This is a genomic window from Streptomyces cinereoruber, from assembly GCF_009299385.1.
Classification (GTDB): Bacteria; Actinomycetota; Actinomycetes; order Streptomycetales; family Streptomycetaceae; genus Streptomyces; species Streptomyces bikiniensis.
Map to the genome: position 1 here is coordinate 5,333,657 of NZ_CP023693.1, position 17,922 is coordinate 5,351,578.

The 17,922-nt window shown below is 73.7% G+C and carries 15 protein-coding genes; 12 read left to right on the forward strand and 3 right to left on the reverse strand.

Features of this window, described 5'->3' with window-relative positions; all coding sequences use genetic code 11:
- Positions 1–14: 14 nt before the first annotated feature.
- Entirely contained in the window at positions 15–878 is an 864-nt protein-coding gene (locus CP977_RS24190; RefSeq protein WP_062752106.1) for a thioesterase family protein, read from the forward strand.
- Between the two features lie 242 nt (positions 879–1,120).
- Positions 1,121–2,284, forward strand: a complete 1,164-nt coding sequence (locus tag CP977_RS24195) for a cysteine desulfurase family protein (RefSeq protein ID WP_062752105.1) — start codon at positions 1,121–1,123, stop codon at positions 2,282–2,284.
- Between the two features lie 15 nt (positions 2,285–2,299).
- Here the strand turns inward: CP977_RS24195 and CP977_RS24200 are convergent, their stop codons facing one another.
- Positions 2,300–2,950, reverse strand: coding sequence for an N-acetylmuramoyl-L-alanine amidase (locus CP977_RS24200; protein ID WP_079131021.1), 651 nt, complete (start codon positions 2,948–2,950; stop codon positions 2,300–2,302).
- Positions 2,951–3,011: 61 nt separating this feature from the next.
- On the opposite strand from CP977_RS24200, the gene mnmA reads away from it, so the two are divergent.
- The gene (gene mnmA / locus CP977_RS24205) at positions 3,012–4,157 is read left to right on the forward strand and encodes a tRNA 2-thiouridine(34) synthase MnmA (protein ID WP_062752103.1); all 1,146 of its coding nucleotides are present in this window, start codon (positions 3,012–3,014) and stop codon (positions 4,155–4,157) included.
- A 31-nt stretch (positions 4,158–4,188) separates the two neighbouring features.
- Here mnmA and CP977_RS24210 read toward each other — a convergent pair whose 3' ends face one another.
- A complete protein-coding gene (locus CP977_RS24210) occupies positions 4,189–4,779 on the reverse strand; it encodes an alpha/beta fold hydrolase (protein ID WP_152370797.1) in 591 nt (196 codons plus the stop codon).
- 78 nt (positions 4,780–4,857) lie between these two features.
- Here CP977_RS24210 and CP977_RS24215 point away from each other — a divergent pair, with 78 nt between their 5' ends.
- From CP977_RS24215 to gatB, 9 genes are all read left to right on the forward strand, one after another.
- Positions 4,858–5,409, forward strand: coding sequence for an LOG family protein (locus CP977_RS24215; RefSeq protein ID WP_109185432.1), 552 nt, complete (start codon positions 4,858–4,860; stop codon positions 5,407–5,409).
- 7 nt (positions 5,410–5,416) lie between these two features.
- Positions 5,417–6,115 (forward strand): SDR family oxidoreductase, encoded by a 699-nt coding sequence (locus tag CP977_RS24220; protein WP_109185433.1) that lies wholly within the window; start codon positions 5,417–5,419, stop codon positions 6,113–6,115.
- 81 nt (positions 6,116–6,196) lie between these two features.
- Positions 6,197–7,210: a methionine synthase gene (locus tag CP977_RS24225; RefSeq protein ID WP_062752099.1), complete on the forward strand. Its 1,014-nt coding sequence runs from the start codon at positions 6,197–6,199 to the stop codon at positions 7,208–7,210.
- Positions 7,211–7,242: 32 nt separating this feature from the next.
- The gene (gene ligA, locus CP977_RS24230; protein WP_062752098.1) at positions 7,243–9,432 is read left to right on the forward strand and encodes an NAD-dependent DNA ligase LigA; all 2,190 of its coding nucleotides are present in this window, start codon (positions 7,243–7,245) and stop codon (positions 9,430–9,432) included.
- Between the two features lie 316 nt (positions 9,433–9,748).
- Entirely contained in the window at positions 9,749–11,869 is a 2,121-nt protein-coding gene (locus CP977_RS24235; RefSeq protein WP_062752097.1) for a putative bifunctional diguanylate cyclase/phosphodiesterase, read from the forward strand.
- A gap of 93 nt (positions 11,870–11,962) precedes the next feature.
- The gene (gatC, locus tag CP977_RS24240; protein WP_015036350.1) at positions 11,963–12,259 is read left to right on the forward strand and encodes an Asp-tRNA(Asn)/Glu-tRNA(Gln) amidotransferase subunit GatC; all 297 of its coding nucleotides are present in this window, start codon (positions 11,963–11,965) and stop codon (positions 12,257–12,259) included.
- A gap of 6 nt (positions 12,260–12,265) precedes the next feature.
- The gene (gene gatA, locus CP977_RS24245; RefSeq protein WP_062752096.1) at positions 12,266–13,762 is read left to right on the forward strand and encodes an Asp-tRNA(Asn)/Glu-tRNA(Gln) amidotransferase subunit GatA; all 1,497 of its coding nucleotides are present in this window, start codon (positions 12,266–12,268) and stop codon (positions 13,760–13,762) included.
- Positions 13,763–13,767: 5 nt separating this feature from the next.
- Entirely contained in the window at positions 13,768–14,001 is a 234-nt protein-coding gene (locus CP977_RS24250) for a hypothetical protein (protein WP_030218534.1), read from the forward strand.
- Positions 14,002–14,017: 16 nt separating this feature from the next.
- The gene (gene gatB, locus CP977_RS24255) at positions 14,018–15,529 is read left to right on the forward strand and encodes an Asp-tRNA(Asn)/Glu-tRNA(Gln) amidotransferase subunit GatB (protein WP_109185434.1); all 1,512 of its coding nucleotides are present in this window, start codon (positions 14,018–14,020) and stop codon (positions 15,527–15,529) included.
- A gap of 85 nt (positions 15,530–15,614) precedes the next feature.
- Here gatB and CP977_RS24260 read toward each other — a convergent pair whose 3' ends face one another.
- The gene (locus tag CP977_RS24260; protein ID WP_152370798.1) at positions 15,615–17,609 is read right to left on the reverse strand and encodes a protein kinase domain-containing protein; all 1,995 of its coding nucleotides are present in this window, start codon (positions 17,607–17,609) and stop codon (positions 15,615–15,617) included.
- Positions 17,610–17,922: the final 313 nt, after the last annotated feature.

The window sequence follows — 17,922 nt, forward strand, 5'->3', positions numbered from 1 at the left end:
GTACCGTCGGATCCATGAGCACGAGCACCGAGACGAGCACCGAGACGCACGCCGTCGTCACGAACGAGTTCGACCGCGACACCGCCGTCACCCTCCGGGAGCCCGGCGTCTACGACGCGGACCTCTCCGCCGGCTGGACGATCATCCACGCCGTCAACGGCGGCTACCTCCTCGCTCTGCTCGGCCGCGCCCTCGGCCACCACCTCCCGCACCCCGACCCGTTCACGATCTCGGCGCACTACCTCACGCCGTCCGTGCCCGGCCCCGCGGTGATCCGGACCGAGACCGTCCGCACCGGCCGGACCCTCTCCACCGGCCAGGCCTCGCTCTTCCAGTACGCCGAGGACGGCACCGAGGTCGAGCGCATCCGCGTCCTCGCCTCGTACGGCGACCTCGACGCCCTCCCCGACGACGTCCGCACCAGCGCGACGCCCCCGGCGATGGCCCCGATCGAGAACTGCTTCGGCGCCTCCGACGGCCCGACCCCGCAGATCCCCGGCTCCTCCGCCATCACCGAGCGCCTCGACATCCGCCTCGACCCGGCCTGCGTCGGCTGGGCGATCGGCGCCCCCTCGGGCAAGGGCGAGATGCGCGCCTGGTTCGGCCTCGCCGACGGGCGCGAGCCCGACGCCCTCTCCCTGCTGCTCACCGTCGACGCCCTGCCGCCGACCTCCTTCGAGCTGGGCCTGAAGGGCTGGACCCCGACCGTCGAGCTCACCACCCACGTCCGCTGCCGCCCGGCCCCCGGCCCGCTGCGGGTCTCCATCACCACCCGCAACCTGGCCGGCGGCTTCCTTGAGGAGGACGCCGAGGTCTGGGACAGCGCCGACCGCCTGGTCGCCCAGTCCCGCCAGCTGGCCCGCGCCCCGCGCGGCTGAGCCCGTACGACCGTACGCACGCTCGTACGCCCGGACCACCGCCGCCCCGCCCTTGCCGCACAGGGGCGGGGCGGCGGCACATCCGGGCACGACGGGCACGCCCGGGACCTACGGCACACCCGGGTACGACGGGCGCGCCCCGGCCCGGCAGGCGCACCCGGGACCACGGCACCCCCGACCTCGGCGGCGCAAACAGGCCAGGCGCCGGGAGTGCGACGGCGGGCTCGTAGAATCGACCCACCATGGCTTACCTCGACCACGCCGCGACCACGCCCATGCTGCCCGAGGCGATCGAGGCGATGACCGCCCACCTCGCCGTCACGGGCAACGCCTCCTCCCTCCACGCCGCCGGACGGCGGGCCCGGCGGACCGTCGAGGAGGGCCGCGAGACCCTCGCCGCCGCCCTCGGCGCCCGGCCGAGCGAGGTCGTCCTCACCTCCGGCGGCACCGAGGCCGACAACCTCGCCGTCAAGGGCCTCTACTGGTCCCGCCGCGACGCCGACCCGCGCCGCGTCCGCGTCCTGGCCAGCCCGGTCGAGCACCACGCCGTCCTCGACGCCGTCGACTGGCTCGCCGTCCACGAGGGCGCGCGGGTCGAGTACCTGCCCGTCGACCGCCACGGCCGCGTGCACCCCGAGGCCCTGCGCGAGGCCATCGCCCGCGACCCCGGGACCGTCGCCCTGGCCACCGTCATGTGGGCCAACAACGAGATCGGCACCCTCATGCCGGTCCGCGAACTCGCCGACGTCGCCGCCGAGTACGGCGTCCCCCTGCACGCCGACGCCGTCCAGGCCGTGGGTCAGGTTCCGGTCGACTTCGCCGCCTCCGGCCTCGCCGCCATGACCGTCTCCGGCCACAAGATCGGCGGTCCCTACGGCATCGGCGCCCTGCTCCTGGGCCGCGAGCACACCCCCGTCCCCGTCCTGCACGGCGGCGGCCAGGAGCGGCACGTCCGCTCCGGCACCCTCGACGTCCCCGCCGTCGCCGCCTTCGCCGTCGCCGCCCGGCTCGCCGCCGAACGGCGCGAGGAGTTCGCCCGCGAGGTCGGCGCCCTGCGCGACGAACTCGTCACCGCCGTCCGGCAGGCCGTCCCCGACGCGATCCTCGGCGGCGACCCGGTCGACCGGCTCCCCGCCAACGCCCACTTCACCTTCCCCGGCTGCGAGGGCGACTCGCTGCTCCTGCTGCTCGACGCGGCCGGCATCGCCTGCTCCACCGGCTCCGCCTGCACCGCCGGCATCGCCCAGCCCAGCCACGTCCTGCTCGCCACCGGCACCGACCCCGACCTCGCCCGGGGCACCCTGCGCTTCTCCCTCGGCCACACCTCCACCAAGGAGGACGTGACGGCGGTCGCCGAGGCGATCGGCCCGGCCGTGGAGCGCGCCCGCACGGCCGGCCTCACCTGAGGCCCGGCATCCCGCCTACGCCGGCTTCTTCGAAGCCTCCCGCACCAGCCGCAGATACCGGTCCCAGTCCCAGTGCGGACCGGGATCGGTGTGGTCGGTGCCCTCCACCTCGACGTGCCCGATGATGTGCTCCCGGTCCACGGGTATCCCGTACCGGGCGCAGATGCCGGCCGCGAGCCGCGCCGACCCCTCGTACATCGCCGCCGTGAAGTCCTTCGGCCGGTCCACGAAGCCCTCGTGCTCGATGCCGATGCTCCGCTCGTTCATGTCCCGGTTCCCGGCGTGGAAGCCCACGTCGAGCTCCCGGATCATCTGCGCCACGTGCCCGTCCTTGCGGACCACGTAGTGCGCGGCGGCCCCGTGTCCCGGGTTCTTGAAGACCCGCAGGGCGGTCGCGTAGCTGCCCTGCACGACGTGGATCACGATCCGGTCGATCGTGTAGTCGTCCGGCCGGTCCGCCCGCCGCCAGTTCGCCCGCGACGCCGACGTCCACTCGGCGCCCGCGTGGTCCAGCTCCCCCTCCACCCGCTTCCTCCGCGTCCCCGGCAGCCGCCACCAGGCGCGCGCCAGCTCCTCCCGGGCGAGCACGGCCGTGCCCACCACCGCGGCACCGCCGCCGAGCAGGACGGCACGCCGCCCCACCGCCTTCTTCCCCTTGCTCCCCATGCCATCGAGAACGCTCACCACCACGACGGTGGTTCCCGGCGCCCCGTACCCTGGTGGGGCTATGACTCAGACCCCGCCCCAGCGCCCCCACGCCCGTCCCCTCCGGGTCCTCGCCGCCATGTCGGGCGGAGTGGACTCCGCCGTCGCCGCCGCCCGTGCCGCCGAGGCGGGCCACGACGTCACCGGCGTCCACCTCGCCCTCTCCGCGAACCCGCAGTCGTTCCGCACCGGAGCGCGTGGCTGCTGCACGATCGAGGACTCCCGCGACGCGCGCCGGGCCGCCGACGTCATCGGCATCCCCTTCTACGTGTGGGACCTGGCCGAGCGGTTCCGCGAGGACGTCGTGGACGACTTCGTCGCGGAGTACGAGGCCGGCCGCACCCCCAACCCCTGCCTGCGCTGCAACGAGAAGATCAAGTTCGCGGCGCTCCTCGACAAGGCGCTCGCCCTCGGCTTCGACGCGGTCTGCACCGGCCACTACGCCACCGTCGTGCTGGGCGAGGACGGCACCCGCGAGCTGCACCGCGCCTCCGACACGGCCAAGGACCAGTCGTACGTCCTCGGCGTGCTCGACGAGAAGCAGCTCGCGCACGCGATGTTCCCGCTGGGCGACACCCTCACCACCAAGGACGAGATCCGGGCGGAGGCCGAGCGGCGCGGGCTCGCGGTCGCGAAGAAGCCCGACAGCCACGACATCTGCTTCATCGCCGACGGCGACACCCAGGGCTTCCTCGCCACCCGCCTCGGCAAGGCGGAGGGCGACATCGTGGACGAGGCGGGCACGAAGGTCGGCACCCACGAGGGCGCGTACGGCTTCACCATCGGCCAGCGCAAGGGCCTGCGGATCGGCCACCCGGCCCCGGACGGCAAGCCCCGCTACGTCCTCGACATCTCGCCCGTGAACAACACCGTCACGGTCGGCCCCGTCGAGGCCCTGGACGTCACCGCCCTCACCGCGATCAAGCCCCGCTGGTGCGGCACCGCCCCCGAGGGCCCCGGCCGCTACACCGCCCAGCTCCGCGCCCACGGCGGCGAGACGCCGGTGAGCGCGGTGCTGGAGGACGGCGAGCTGCGGGTCGCCTTCGACGAGCCGGTCCGGGGCGTCGCCCCCGGCCAGGCGATCGTCCTGTACGACGGCACGCGCGTGGTGGGCTCGGCGACGATCGCGACGACGGCACGCCGGACCACGGAGCCGGCCGACGCCTAGGGGCGTCCGCCGGATCGGGACCGGACGGCCCCTAGGACCACCCGGTCCCGGCCGCCCGGTCCTCCCGTAACTCCTCCGCCAGGAACTCCGCCAGGACCGGCGCCAGCACGTGCGGGGCGACCTCGTGGGTCTGGCCCGTCAGGGTGCGGTGCCGGGCGCGGGGGAGGGCCGCCGCCAGTTCGCGGGCCGCGCGCCGGGTCTCCGCCGGGCTGAAGCCCCCGTCGACCACGAGCACGCGCGCGGAGACCCGGTCCAGGGGCGCGTCGGTGCGCGGCGGCTCGTACACCGACACCGGGCCCACCGGCAGCCCGGCCGCCGCCGCGGCGAGCGCGAGGGCGCCGCCCGTCCCCGTGCCGTGCACGGCCGCCCCCGGACCCGCCGCCGCCAGGACGGCCGCCAGGTCCTCGACCTCCCGCTCGGCGCCCCCGTGCGCCCGGCGGCCGTACGCCACGACCGGGAAGCGCCGGGCGAGCAGCCCGGCCAGGGCCCGCCCGTCCGCCGTCCCCGGGGCCCCGCCCACCAGGACGAGCGGCGGCCCGTCCCCGTCCCCGTCCCGCTCGTACGCGACCGTCGTCCCGTCCCGCGACGTGACGCGCCCGCCGAACCCGCTCAGCTCGTTCATGGCAGGGCAGACCGGGGCCGCCCCCGGAACTCATCGCCGCCCGCCGGACTTCTTCCACGACCGCCTACGGTGGGGTCCATGAACATCTGCGTCTTCCTCTCCGCCGCCCGGCTGGACGAGCGGTACACGACCCCGGCCCGCGAGTTCGCGACCCTGCTCGGCAAGGCGGGGCACACCCTCGTCTGGGGCGGCTCCGACACCGGCCTGATGAAGGTCGTCGCGGACGGCGTGCAGGAGGCGGGCGGCCGGCTCGTCGGCGTCTCCGTCGACTTCCTCGCCCACAAGGCCCGCCCGGACGCCGACGAGATGGTCGTCGCCGAGGACCTCGCGCAGCGCAAGGCCCTGCTCCTCGCCAAGTCCGACGCGATCGTCGTCATGGTCGGCGGCACCGGCACCCTCGACGAGGCCACCGAGATCCTGGAACTGAAGAAGCACGGCAAGCACCGCAAGCCGGTCGTCCTCCTCAACACGGCGGGCTTCTACGACGGCCTGAAGGACCAGTTCCGGCGCATGGAGGAGGAAGGTTTCCTCCCGGTTCCCCTCCCCGACCTCGTCTTCTTCGCGGACGACGGGGCGGCGGCCCTCGCGCACCTGGAGGCGGAGATCGCCGCCTCCTCGGCCCCCCGCTGATGCGAGCATGGGAGCCATGGCTACTCATGTGATCACCGGAGCCGGCTCCGGCATCGGCGCGGCCGTCGCGCGCCGCCTCCACGCGCGCGGGGACGAGCTCGTGCTCCACGCGCGCGACGCGGGGCGGGCCAAGGAACTCGCCGCCGAGTTCCCCGGCGCCCGGACCCTCGTCGGGGACCTCGCCGACCCGGACCGGCTCTCCTGGGCGTTCTCGCACCAGAGCCTGCCCGAGCGGGTCGACGGCCTGCTGCACGTCGCGGGCGTCGTGGACCTCGGGCCGGTCGGCGAGCTGACCCCCAAGACCTGGCACCACCAGCTGAACGTCAACCTGGTCGCCCCCGCCGAGCTCACCCGGCACTTCCTGCCCCAACTGCGCGTCTCGCAGGGCCACGTCGTCTTCGTGAACTCCGGCGCCGGGCTCAACGCGCACGCCGAGTGGGGCGCGTACGCCGCCTCCAAGCACGGCCTGAAGGCCCTCGCGGACTCCCTGCGCCACGAGGAGCACGGCAACGGCGTCCGGGTCACCTCGGTCTACCCGGGCCGCACCGCCAGCCCCATGCAGGCGAAGGTGCACCAGCAGGAGGGCAAGGAGTACGACCCGTCGAGGTGGATCGACCCCGAGTCGGTCGCGACGGCGGTCCTCACCGCGCTCGACCTGCCGCGCGACGCCGAGATCAACGACCTCACCGTCCGCCCGGGACGCTGACGGAGAGGGCCGGGGCGGCCCGGGACACGGTCACCGGCGCCGCCCGGCGCTCGGCGCGGTCCCGCCGCGTACGCTTCCCGGGTGAGCGACACGACCGAGAAGAACGACTTCCCCCGGGGCCCCGCGACCGGCGTCGGGTCCCTGCCCGGCGGCGACGCCCGCGAGGCCGCCAAGACCGTCACCGGCTCCTTCGAGGACTTCCCGTTCCTCGCGGAGCTGCCCGCCCGCGGGCCCGGCGCCGACATGATCGGCCGGACGATCGGGATGCTCGTCGACCTGTACGCGCACGTGGAGCCGAGCGGCTGGCGGATCAGCGACCGGCCCGGCCGCGACACCCGGCGGGCCCGCTCCTGGCTCGGCGAGGACCTCGACGCCCTGGAGGAGTTCACCCAGGGGTACGAGGGCGCGCTCAAGGTGCAGGCGGTGGGCCCCTGGACGCTCGCCGCCGCCCTGGAGCTGCGCGGCGGCGAGGCCGCCCTCGGCGACGCGGGCGCCTGCCGGGACCTGGCCGGGTCGCTCGCCGAAGGACTCCACCAGCACCTGGCAGAGGTACGCAGGCGCGTGCCCGGCGCCCGGGTGGTCCTCCAGCTCGACGAGCCCTCGCTCACCGCCGTACTGCGCGGGCAGATCCGCACCGCCAGCGGCTACCGCACCCACCGGGCCGTGGACCGGCAGGTCGTGGAGAGCGCCCTGCGGGACGTGGCCGCGGCCCACGACGGGCCGGTGGTCGTCCACTCCTGCGCCCCCGACGTCCCCTTCGCGCTGCTGCGGCGGGCCGGAGTCGCCGGGATCTCCTTCGACTTCGGGCTGCTCACCGAGCGTGACGAGGAGGCGATCGGGGAGGCCGTGGAGGGCGGCACGAAGCTCTTCGCCGGTGTGGTGCCGTCCACCGACGGCCCGTTGTCGGACCCGGGCGGTAGCGTCATGGGTGTCAGGACGCTGTGGCGCAGGCTGGGGCTGAATCCGGGGACCCTCGCGGAGTCCGTGGTGATCACCCCCACGTGCGGGCTCGCGGGCGCGTCGCCCGCCCACGCCCGCGCGGCCCTCGCCCACTGCGTCCGGGCTGCGAAGTCGCTCGCGGACAACCCGGAGTGACCGGGGACCGAGGTACGGGAGGACCGACGAAGGTGGCAGTCGACGAGGGGGCCCTGCCCGCCGAGGCACGGGAGAAGCACGCCGATCTGGCCGAGCGGATCGAGGAGCACCGCTTCCGGTACTACGTGAAGGACCAGCCGGTCATCAGCGACGGCGAGTTCGACAGGCTCCTGCGCTCCCTGGAGGCGCTGGAGGAGGAGTACCCGGAGCTGCGGACCCCCGACTCGCCCACCCAGAAGGTCGCCGGGCAGTACGAGACCGACTTCACGGCCGTCGAGCACCGCGAGCGCATGCTCTCCCTCGACAACGCCTTCGACGACGAGGAACTGGCCGCCTGGGCCGAGCGGGTCGCCCGGGACGTCGGCACGCCCGACCACCACTTCCTGTGCGAGCTGAAGGTCGACGGCCTGGCCGTGAACCTGACGTACGAGCACGGACGCCTCACCCGGGCCGCGACCCGCGGCGACGGGCGCACCGGCGAGGACATCACGCCCAACGTGCGCACGATCGCCGACGTCCCCGAGCGGCTGAGCGGCGACCGGATCCCGGACCTCGTGGAGGTCCGCGGCGAGGTCTACTTCCCGATGGAGGCCTTCCTCGGGCTCAACGCCCGCCTGGTCGAGGCCGGCGAGAAGCCCTTCGCCAACCCGAGGAACGCCGCCGCCGGTTCGCTCCGCCAGAAGGACCCGAAGGTCACCGCCACCCGCCCGCTCCACCTGGTGGTGCACGGCATCGGCGCCCGCGAGGGCTTCGACACCGCCCGCCTCTCGGAGGCGTACGAGCTGCTCCACGAGTGGGGCCTGCCCACCGCCCGGCACAACAAGGTGGTGGACACCCTCGACGAGGTGCGGGAGTTCATCGCGTACTTCGGGGAGAACCGGCACTCCGTCGAGCACGAGATCGACGGCGTCGTCGTCAAGCTGGACGAGATCCCCCTCCAGGGCCGGCTGGGCTCCACGGCCCGCGCCCCGCGCTGGGCCATCGCCTGGAAGTACGCGCCGGAGGAGGTCAACACCAAGCTGGTCGACATCAAGGTCGGCGTCGGCCGCACCGGACGCGTCACCCCGTACGCGCAGGTGGAGCCGGTGACCGTGGCCGGCTCCGAGGTCGAGTTCGCCACCCTCCACAACCAGGAGGTGGTCAAGGCCAAGGGCGTCCTGATCGGCGACACCGTCGTGCTGCGCAAGGCCGGCGACGTCATTCCGGAGATCCTCGGGCCGGTCGCGGACCTGCGGGACGGCAGCGAGCGGGAGTTCGTGATGCCGGCCGAGTGCCCCGAGTGCGGGACGCCGCTGAAGCCGATGAAGGAGGGCGACATCGACCTCCGCTGCCCGAACGCCCGGACCTGCCCGGCCCAGCTGCGCGAGCGCGTCGAGTTCCTCGCCGGCCGCGAGTGCCTGGACATCGAGAAGTTCGGCGCCGTGGCCGCCGCCGCCCTCACCCAGCCCCTGGAGCCCGCCGAGCCGCCGCTCCGGGACGAGGGCGACCTCTTCGACCTCACCATCGAGCAGCTCCTGCCGATCCGGGCGTACGTCCTCGACCCGGACAGCGGACTGCCCAAGCGGGACCCGAAGACCGGCGAGGAGAAGATCGCCACCGTCTTCGCCAACCAGAAGGGCGAGCCGAAGAAGAACGCCCTCGCCATGCTGGAGCACATCGCGGCGGCGAAGACGCGCCCGCTGGCCCGCTTCATCAACGGACTCTCGATCCGGCACGTGGGCCCGGTCGCGGCCGCGGCCCTCGCCCGCGAGTTCCGCTCCCTGGAGCGGATCGAGCAGGCCACCGAGGAGGAGCTGGCGGCCGTCGACGGGGTCGGCGGAATCATCGCGGCGGCGGTGAAGCAGTGGTTCGCCGAGGAGTGGCACCGCGAGATCGTGCGCAAGTGGCGGGCCGCCGGGGTCGCCCTGGAGGACGAGGGCGCCGGCGAGGACGAGGGGCCGCGCCCCCTGGAGGGGCTCACGGTCGTGGTGACCGGCACCCTGGAGAAGTTCACCAGGGATGGCGCAAAAGAGTCGCTCCAGGGGCTCGGAGCCAAGGTGACCGGTTCCGTTTCGAAGAAGACCTCCTTCGTCGTGGTGGGGGAAAACCCTGGTTCGAAGTACGACAAGGCGATGCAGCTGAAGGTTCCGGTTCTGGACGAGCAGGGCTTTTCGATCCTGCTCGAACAGGGGCCCGACGCCGCCCGGGAGGCCGCGGTGCCCATCCCCGAGAGTGCCGAGTAGTCCCTTTCCGTCCCGGGAGGCGTCACCCGTTCGGTGCATACCAGACGGTGAGGGATGGGCGGGTCTCATTCGGGCAAGACACGGAGAGCGCTGCCCGTCGGAGCCCTCGGCGGCCTAGTGTGGTGACCGTGCGTCTCGTCCTGCACGGCCGCGCGAGGGCTCTGCCGGTCGTGGCGTCAGGACAACGGCCCCGTGCACGAGGAGCGGCCGCCCGCCGACGGGCCCCGCACCGGACGGCGGCGGCCGGACGACGGACGGCCGCCTGCCCGCGGCCCATCGCACACCGACGGCACCGCCGCCTGTGAGAGGGACGGAAATGGAACCGACCGAGAGCGCCGCCCCGGTCCCCCGGCCGCACGGCCGCGCGGTCCCCGGGAGCACCCCCTCCCGGCTGCCCGCAGCCGTGGTGGGCATCGCCGCCGTCGTGCTCGCCACCGGGCTCCAGCAAGCCCTGACCACCGGGCACGGACTCTTCCCCGGCGGAGTCACCGGCTGGTCCCTGGCCCTCCTCACCGGCCTCATCGTCGGCCACCTGGTCGCCCTCGGCCGCGACCGCTGGTGGGGCGGCACCGGCTCCGGCGCCGCCCTCACCCTCGCCGTCCTCCTGCTGTACGGCTGGGTGCCCGCCGGACTCGTCTCCCTGACCGTCGTCACCCTCGTCGGCGCCGCCCGCCACCACCGCTGGCGACAGGGCCTGCTGCACGGCGCCGCCGACGTCCTCGGCGTCGGCGCCGCCGCCCTCGTCCTCGCCCTCTTCGGCGACGTCCCGACCGTCGAGCAGCCCTGGCAGCCCCTCGACTGGACGATCGGGGACCTCCCGGAAATCGCGCTCGCCGCGACCACCTACCTCGTGGTGACCCGGCTCCTCCTGTGGTACACGCTCGCCCCCCAGGGCCGCGGACTGCCCACCGTCGCCCGTACCGCCCTCCTCCGGCAGGGACTCGTCGCCGTCGCCCTCCTCGGCATCGCCCCCCTCATCTGCGCCGTCGCCGTCAGCCGCCCGGTCCTCCTGCCGCTCTTCGCCGTCCCCCTCATCGCCCTCGACTCCACCCTCTGGATCGCCCGCGCCCGCGCCGAGGAGCAGCTCCGCGACCCGCTCACCGGCCTCCCCAACCGCCAGTGGCTCCTGGAACGGGCCTGGACCGCCCTGGAGGACGCCGAGGGCCAGGGGGCCCGCGCCGCCCTCGTCCTCATCGACCTCGACCGCTTCCGTTCGGTCAACGACACCCTCGGGCACCTCGCCGGCGACCGGCTCCTCCTCCAGATCGCCGACCGGCTCCGCCTCGCCCTGCCCCGCGGCGCCGAGGCCGCCCGGCTCGGCGGCGACGAGTTCGCCGTCCTGCTGCCCACCGCCGACTCCACCACCAGCGCCCAGCGCGTCGCCCGCCACCTCGTCGCCGAGCTGTCCTCCCCGCTCGACCTCGACGGCCTCACCCTCGTCCTGGAGGCCAGCGCCGGCGTCGCCGTCTTCCCCGACCACGCCCTCGACGCCGAGGGCCTGCTGCGCCGCGCCGACGTCGCCATGTACCAGGCCAAGCGCGACCGCACCGGCGTCGAGGTCTACGAGTCCAAGCGCGACTCCAACACCCCCGACCGGCTCGGCCTCCTCGGTGACCTGCGCCGCGCCCTCGACGCCCACGAGGTCGAACTCCACTACCAGCCCAAGGTCCGCTTCGACGGCCAGGTCGCCGGCCTGGAGGCCCTCGTCCGCTGGGTCCACCCCGAGCGCGGAAAGGTTCCACCGGACGAGTTCATCGCCATCGCCGAGTCCTCCGGCCTGATGCCCCACCTCACCGAGTACGTCCTGGAGACCGCCCTCGCCCAGGTCGCCCACTGGCGCGCCCAGGGCCTCGACGTCCCGGTCGCCGTCAACGTCTCCCCGCGCGACGTCCACACCCCCGGCTTCGCGGGCGCCGTCGCCGCCCGGCTCGCCCGCCACGGCGTCCCGGCCGGCTCCCTCCAGCTGGAGATAACGGAACACGTGCTCCTGGAGGACCCCCAGCGGGCCGCCGACACGCTCAACGGGCTCACCGGCCACGGCGTCAAGATGTCCCTCGACGACTTCGGCACCGGCTACTCCTCCCTCGTCCACCTGCGCCGGCTCCCGGTCAGCGAACTGAAGATCGACCGCTCCTTCGTCGCCCGGCTCGCCGTCGACACCGAGGACGCCGAGATCGTCCGCTGCACCGTCGACCTCGCCCACTCCCTCGGCCTCCTCGTCGTCGCCGAGGGCGTCGAGGACGACGAGACCTGGGAGCGGCTGCGCGACCTGGGCTGCGACGCCGTCCAGGGCTGGCTGGTCGCCGCCGCCATGCCGCCCGACGAGGCGACCGCCTGGCTCCTGGCCCGCGGCGAGCACGGCTGGCGCCGCCCCGCCGACCTCGCACCCCCGACCGACCTGGACCACCCGTCGGGGCAGGTCGTCCCCCGGGGGTGACCCGGCCCGGGCGGCGGGAGGTTACTGCACGGGCAGCGGTGCGGGCCCCATAGGATGGACCCACACCATCAAGCTCACCCCGTGAGGAACCGCATGCCTGGCATCACGCGCGAGGAGGTCGCCCACCTCGCCCGGCTGGCGCGTCTGGAGCTGAAGGGCGAAGAACTCGATCACTTCGCCGGCCAGCTCGACGACATCATCGGCGCGGTCGCCCGCGTCTCCGAGGTCGCCGACCAAGACGTACCCCCGACCTCCCACCCGCTGCCGCTGACCAATGTCATGCGCGCGGACGAGGTCCGTCCGTCGCTCACCCCCGAGCAGGCGCTCTCCGGCGCCCCGGCCCAGGAGCAGCAGCGTTTCAAGGTGCCGCAGATCCTGGGGGAGGACTAAGAAGTCATGACGGACAACATCATCAAGCTCACCGCGGCCGAGATCGCCGGGAAGATCGCCGCCGGCGAGCTGACCGCCGTCGAGGTCACCGAGGCCCACCTCGCCCGCATCGAGGCCGTCGACGAGAAGGTCCACGCCTTCCTGCACGTCGACCGCGACGGCGCCCTCGCCCAGGCCCGCGCCGTGGACGAGAAGCGCGCCCGGGGCGAGAAGCTCGGCCCGCTCGCCGGTGTGCCGCTCGCCCTCAAGGACATCTTCACCACCGTCGGCATCCCGACGACCGTGGGCTCGAAGATGCTGGAGGGCTGGATCCCGCCGTACGACGCGACCCTGGTCAAGAACCTGAAGGCCGCCGACGTCGTCATCCTCGGCAAGACCAACATGGACGAGTTCGCGATGGGCTCCTCCACCGAGAACAGCGCCTACGGCCCGACCGGCAACCCCTGGGACCTCACCCGGATCCCCGGCGGCTCCGGCGGCGGCTCGTCGGCCGCCCTCGCCGCGTACGAGGCCCCCCTCGCCATCGGCACGGACACCGGCGGCTCCATCCGCCAGCCCGCCGCCGTCACCGGCACCGTCGGCGTCAAGCCGACCTACGGCGCGGTCTCCCGCTACGGCATGGTGGCCTTCTCCTCCTCCCTCGACCAGGGCGGCCCCTGCGCCCGCACGGTCCTGGACGCGGCCCTGCTGCACGAGGCGATCGCCGGGCACGACCCGCTCGACTCCACCTCCATCGACGCCCCGGTCCCGCCGGTCGTCGAGGCCGCCCGCAACGGCTCCGTCGCCGGCATGCGCGTCGGCGTCGTCAAGCAGTTCCGCGGCGAGGGCTACCAGGCCGGCGTCGTGCAGCGCTTCGACGAGTCCGTCGAGCTGCTGAAGTCGCTGGGCGCCGAGATCGTGGAACTGGACTGCCCCAGCTTCGACCTGGCCCTCTCGGCGTACTACCTGATCGCGCCGTCCGAGTGCTCCTCGAACCTGGCCCGCTTCGACGCCATGCGCTACGGCCTGCGCGTCGGCGACGACGGCACCCGCTCCGCCGAGGACGTCACCGCCCTCACCCGCGAGGCCGGCTTCGGCGACGAGGTCAAGCGCCGCATCATCCTCGGCACGTACGCGCTCAGCTCCGGCTACTACGACGCGTACTACGGCTCGGCCCAGAAGGTCCGCACCCTCATCACCCGCGAGTTCGAGAAGGCCTTCGAGGAGGTGGACGTGATCGTCTCCCCGACGACCCCCACCACCGCCTTCCCGATCGGCGAGCGCGCCGACGACCCGATGGCCATGTACCTCGCGGACCTGTGCACCATCCCGACCAACCTGGCCGGCAACGCCGCCATGTCGCTGCCCTGCGGCCTCGCGCCCGAGGACGGCCTGCCGGTCGGTCTGCAGATCATCGCCCCCGCCCTGAAGGACGACCGGCTCTACAGGGTCGGAGCCGCCGTCGAGGCCGCCTTCGTGGAAAAGTGGGGACACCCGCTGCTCGAGGAGGCTCCGTCGCTGTGAGTGCCATGGCAAAGAAGGCCAAGAACTTCAAGAAGTCGAAGACCGGTCTGTACGTCTCGCTGGCCACCACCGCCTTCGGCGCGGTCAGCGTCGCCAAGCAGGCGAAGCTGGCCCGCAACGACAACGACGTCCTGCGGCTGATCGACGCCGCGGTGTCCGCCGCCGCGATCGCGACCGGCCTGGCGATCCTCTACCGGGAGCTGAAGCGCCTGGGCGACGACGACGTCCTGCTGGGCTGAGAGGGAAAGTCTCACCGTGACTGTCACTGAACTGCTGTCGTACGAAGCGGCGCTCGCCGAGTACGACCCCGTCATGGGCCTGGAGGTCCATGTCGAGCTCGGCACCCGGACCAAGATGTTCTGCGGCTGCTCCACCGAGCTGGGCGCGGACGCCAACTCGCAGACCTGTCCGACCTGCCTCGGCCTGCCCGGCTCGCTCCCGGTCGTCAACGCGATCGGCGTCGAGTCCGCCATCAAGATCGGCCTCGCGCTGAACTGCGAGATCGCCGAGTGGTGCCGCTTCGCCCGGAAGAACTACTTCTATCCGGACATGCCGAAGAACTTCCAGACCTCCCAGTACGACGAGCCGATCGCCTTCGACGGCTACCTGGACGTCCAGCTGGAGGACGGCGAGGTCTTCCGCGTGGAGATCGAGCGCGCCCACATGGAGGAGGACACCGGCAAGTCCACCCACATCGGCGGCGCGACCGGCCGCATCCACGGCGCCTCGCACTCGCTGCTCGACTACAACCGGGCCGGCATCCCGCTCATCGAGATCGTCACCAAGCCGATCGAGGGCGCGGGCGACCGGGCCCCCGAGGTCGCCAAGGCGTACGTCGCCGAGCTGCGCGAGCTGATCCGCGCCCTGGGCGTCTCCGAGGCGCGCATGGACAAGGGCCAGATGCGCTGCGACGTGAACCTGTCGCTGCGCCCGCACGGCACCGAGACCTTCGGCACCCGCTCGGAGACGAAGAACGTCAACTCGCTCCGTTCGGTGGAGCGCGCGGCGCGCTTCGAGATCCAGCGGCACGCGGCCGTCCTGTCCTCCGGCGGGACGATCGTGCAGGAGACCCGTCACTTCCACGAGGACGACGGCACCACCACCTCCGGCCGCATCAAGGACAACGCCGAGGACTACCGCTACTTCCCCGAGCCGGACCTGGTGCCGGTGGCCCCCTCCCGCGAGTGGGTCGAGGAGCTGCGGAAGGGCCTGCCCGAGCTGCCGCGCGTGCGCCGCAACCGGCTGCGCGAGGAGTGGGGCGTGTCCGAGCTGGACATGCAGTCCATCCTCAACGCGGGCGCGGTCGACCCGATCGTCGCCACGATCGAGGCGGGCGCGGACGCGGCCTCGGCCCGCAAGTGGTGGCTGGGCGAGCTCGCCCGCAACGCCAACGAGCAGGGCGTCTCCCTGGAGGAGCTGCCGATCACCCCGGCGGACGTGGCCCGGGTCTCGGCCCTGGTCGCCTCCGGCGACCTCAACGACAAGCTGGCCCGCCAGGTCATCGAGGGCGTCCTCGCCGGCGAGGGCACCCCGGACGAGGTGGTCGAGAAGCGCGGCCTGAAGGTCGTCTCCGACGACGGCGCGCTCGGCGCGGCGGTCGACGAGGCCATCGCGGGCAACGCGGCGATCGCGGACAAGATCCGCGGCGGCAAGGTCGCGGCGGTCGGCGCCCTGGTCGGCGCGGTCATGAAGGCCACCCGCGGCCAGGCGGACGCGGCGAAGGTCAAGGACCTGATCCTGGAGCGGCTGGGCGTCTCCGAGGGCTGATCCCCGCCTCGTACGCGTATCCGTACGGGAAAGCGAGCGGCCCCGCACCGGAACTCCGGTGCGGGGCCGCTTCCGTGTGGTTCCGTCACCGCTTGAGGAGCGGGGCGGCGATGACCACGTGCGCCTTCTGCGAGAAGGTGCAGGTGTCCTCCACCCGGATCCGCAGCCGCAGCGCGCCCTTGACCGAGAGGCTCGCCGCGACGGGCTTGCCGAGCTTCACGGCTTCGGAGAAGAGGGCGGGCTGGTCGTCCACGGAGATGCTGATGCGGGCCTGCTCGGTCGGGGAGTCGTCGGCGATGCCGGCGGTGAACTGCAGGGTCTCCCACTTCCGGCTCAGGTTGAACTCGATGGTCGACTCGGACGAGCAGCCGGTCACGAAGGCCGAGCCGTAGTCCCGGGCGTTGAGCGTCGCGGACTCCACGGTGAACCTGTCGAGGCCGTCGATGGGGGAGAAGCCGGTCAGGTCCACCTCGTCGCTGCCGTCCACGGCGCCCGGGTCGCCGTTCGTCGGGCTCCCCGACGGGGCCGGATCGGCGGAGGCCGTGTCGGTCGGATCCGCCGACGCGGGCTCCGCCGTGGGCTCCTCGGACGTGACGTCGGGGGTGGGCTCGGTCGTCTCCGGAGCCGGGGTCGTGGTGGTCACCGGGGCCGGACCGGCCTTGTCGTTCCCGCCGTCGTCCTTCTTGTCGCCGAGGAGCTGGATCCCGGCCACCGCGAGGACGGCCACCAGGACGACACCGGCGACGGCGCCGATCAGCGGGCCCTTGCGACGGCGGCGCGGTGCGGGGGCCGGGGTGGGCGCGGTGGCCGGGCCCGGTGCCGGGAAGGGTGTCGGCGGACCGAAGCCGGGTGCCCCGAAGCCCGGGGCCCCGAATCCGGGCCTTTCGGCGCCGGGCGTGGCGACGGTGGGCGGCTCGGCGGACGGCTGGTGCGCGGCGTGCTGCGGACCGGCGACGGGCGAGGGGCCGGCGAAGGGGGACGGAGCGACGACCGGGGGCGGCGACACGACGGGACCCGGGGGTGCCGTGGGCGGCCGGTCCTCCGGCACGGCCGCGCCGGCCGCGGTGTCGGCCGGTGGCGGGGACGCGGGCCGCGGCGGCGCGGCGGTGGGCAGGACGGTCGGGACCGGCGGGGCGGCGGGGGCCGGCGGGACCGCGTCCGCGACCGTCGCCGGGCGCGAGGTCGTCGTGGTGGACACCACCCCGTGCCGTACGTCCTTCACCCAGGACGACAGGGAGATCGGGCGCCGCCCGGCGTCGGCCGAGGCGATGCTCAGGACCCGGTCGCGCTGCTCCTCCGGCAGTCCGGCGATCTGCGGCAGCTCGCGGAACGCGGAGACCAGCTGCTCGGGCGCGGTCGGCGGGGACTGCCCGCTGAGCAGGAAGTACGCGATGGCGCCGAAGGCGTACCGGTCGGTGGCCGGGGTGCGCTTGCCCTCGAAGACCTCGGGGGCCGCGTAGCCGGGGGTGAACCACACCTCGGCGGTCTGGTGGTCGGCGGTCAGCTTGCTGAGGCCGAAGTCGACGAGGGTCGCCTGCCCGTACTCGTCCACCATCACGTTGCCGGGCGAGAGGTCGCCGTGGACGACCGTGCGCCCGGACGGGGTGGCCTTTCCGGAGTGCAGCCAGTCGAGGACGTCCGCGAGCTGTTCCAGGGTCCGCATCACCTCGCGCCGCTCGGCGGGGGACGTGAGGGTGCGCTCGGCCCGCCAGTCGCGCAGGTCGAGGCCGTCGACGTGGTTCATGACGAGCACCAGGGCACGGCCGGTGATGGTCCCGGACTCGCCGGGCCGGTGGATCGGCGGCCCCTGGAAGTGCTCCCGCACGCCGACGACGCCGGGACGGTGCACGAAGCGGAGCAGTTCGGCCTGCTCGTTCCACTTCTGGCTGATCCGCTCGAAGATCTCGGGCGTGATCGTCGTCTTCGAGTCGAGGACCTTGACGACGACCGGCTCCACGCCTCCCGCCAGCTCGATCTCGGCGAGGTAGAGCACGGCCTCGCCGCCCCGCCCGATGGACCGGAGGAGCCGGTACCGGTCGGGTGCGGAGTCGGGGCCGATGTGGTGTGCCGTCTTGCTCAAGTTTCCCCCAGGGCACAGTGATTGGCAGGCGCTCAGCTTGCCGCTCCGGCGGCCCCGTGGTCAACCGGAGAAGCCCTGCCCGAGAGGGGTGAAAACCGCGCCCGCGATGACGCCCCCGACTGTTCGCAGATGCGTGGCCGAAACGCTTCCCGGACTGTCCCGGCCGCCCGGCAGGACGGGCACGGGGCCCGCCTGGAAGGGGTGCGAGCGATGCGGTCGTGGCCGAAACCGGGCGGTGGGCGGCAGGGGGTTGGCCGTCGCTTCTGTAAACCGCCCGACGTGCGCCGAATAGGATGTCGACCCGGCCGAAAGA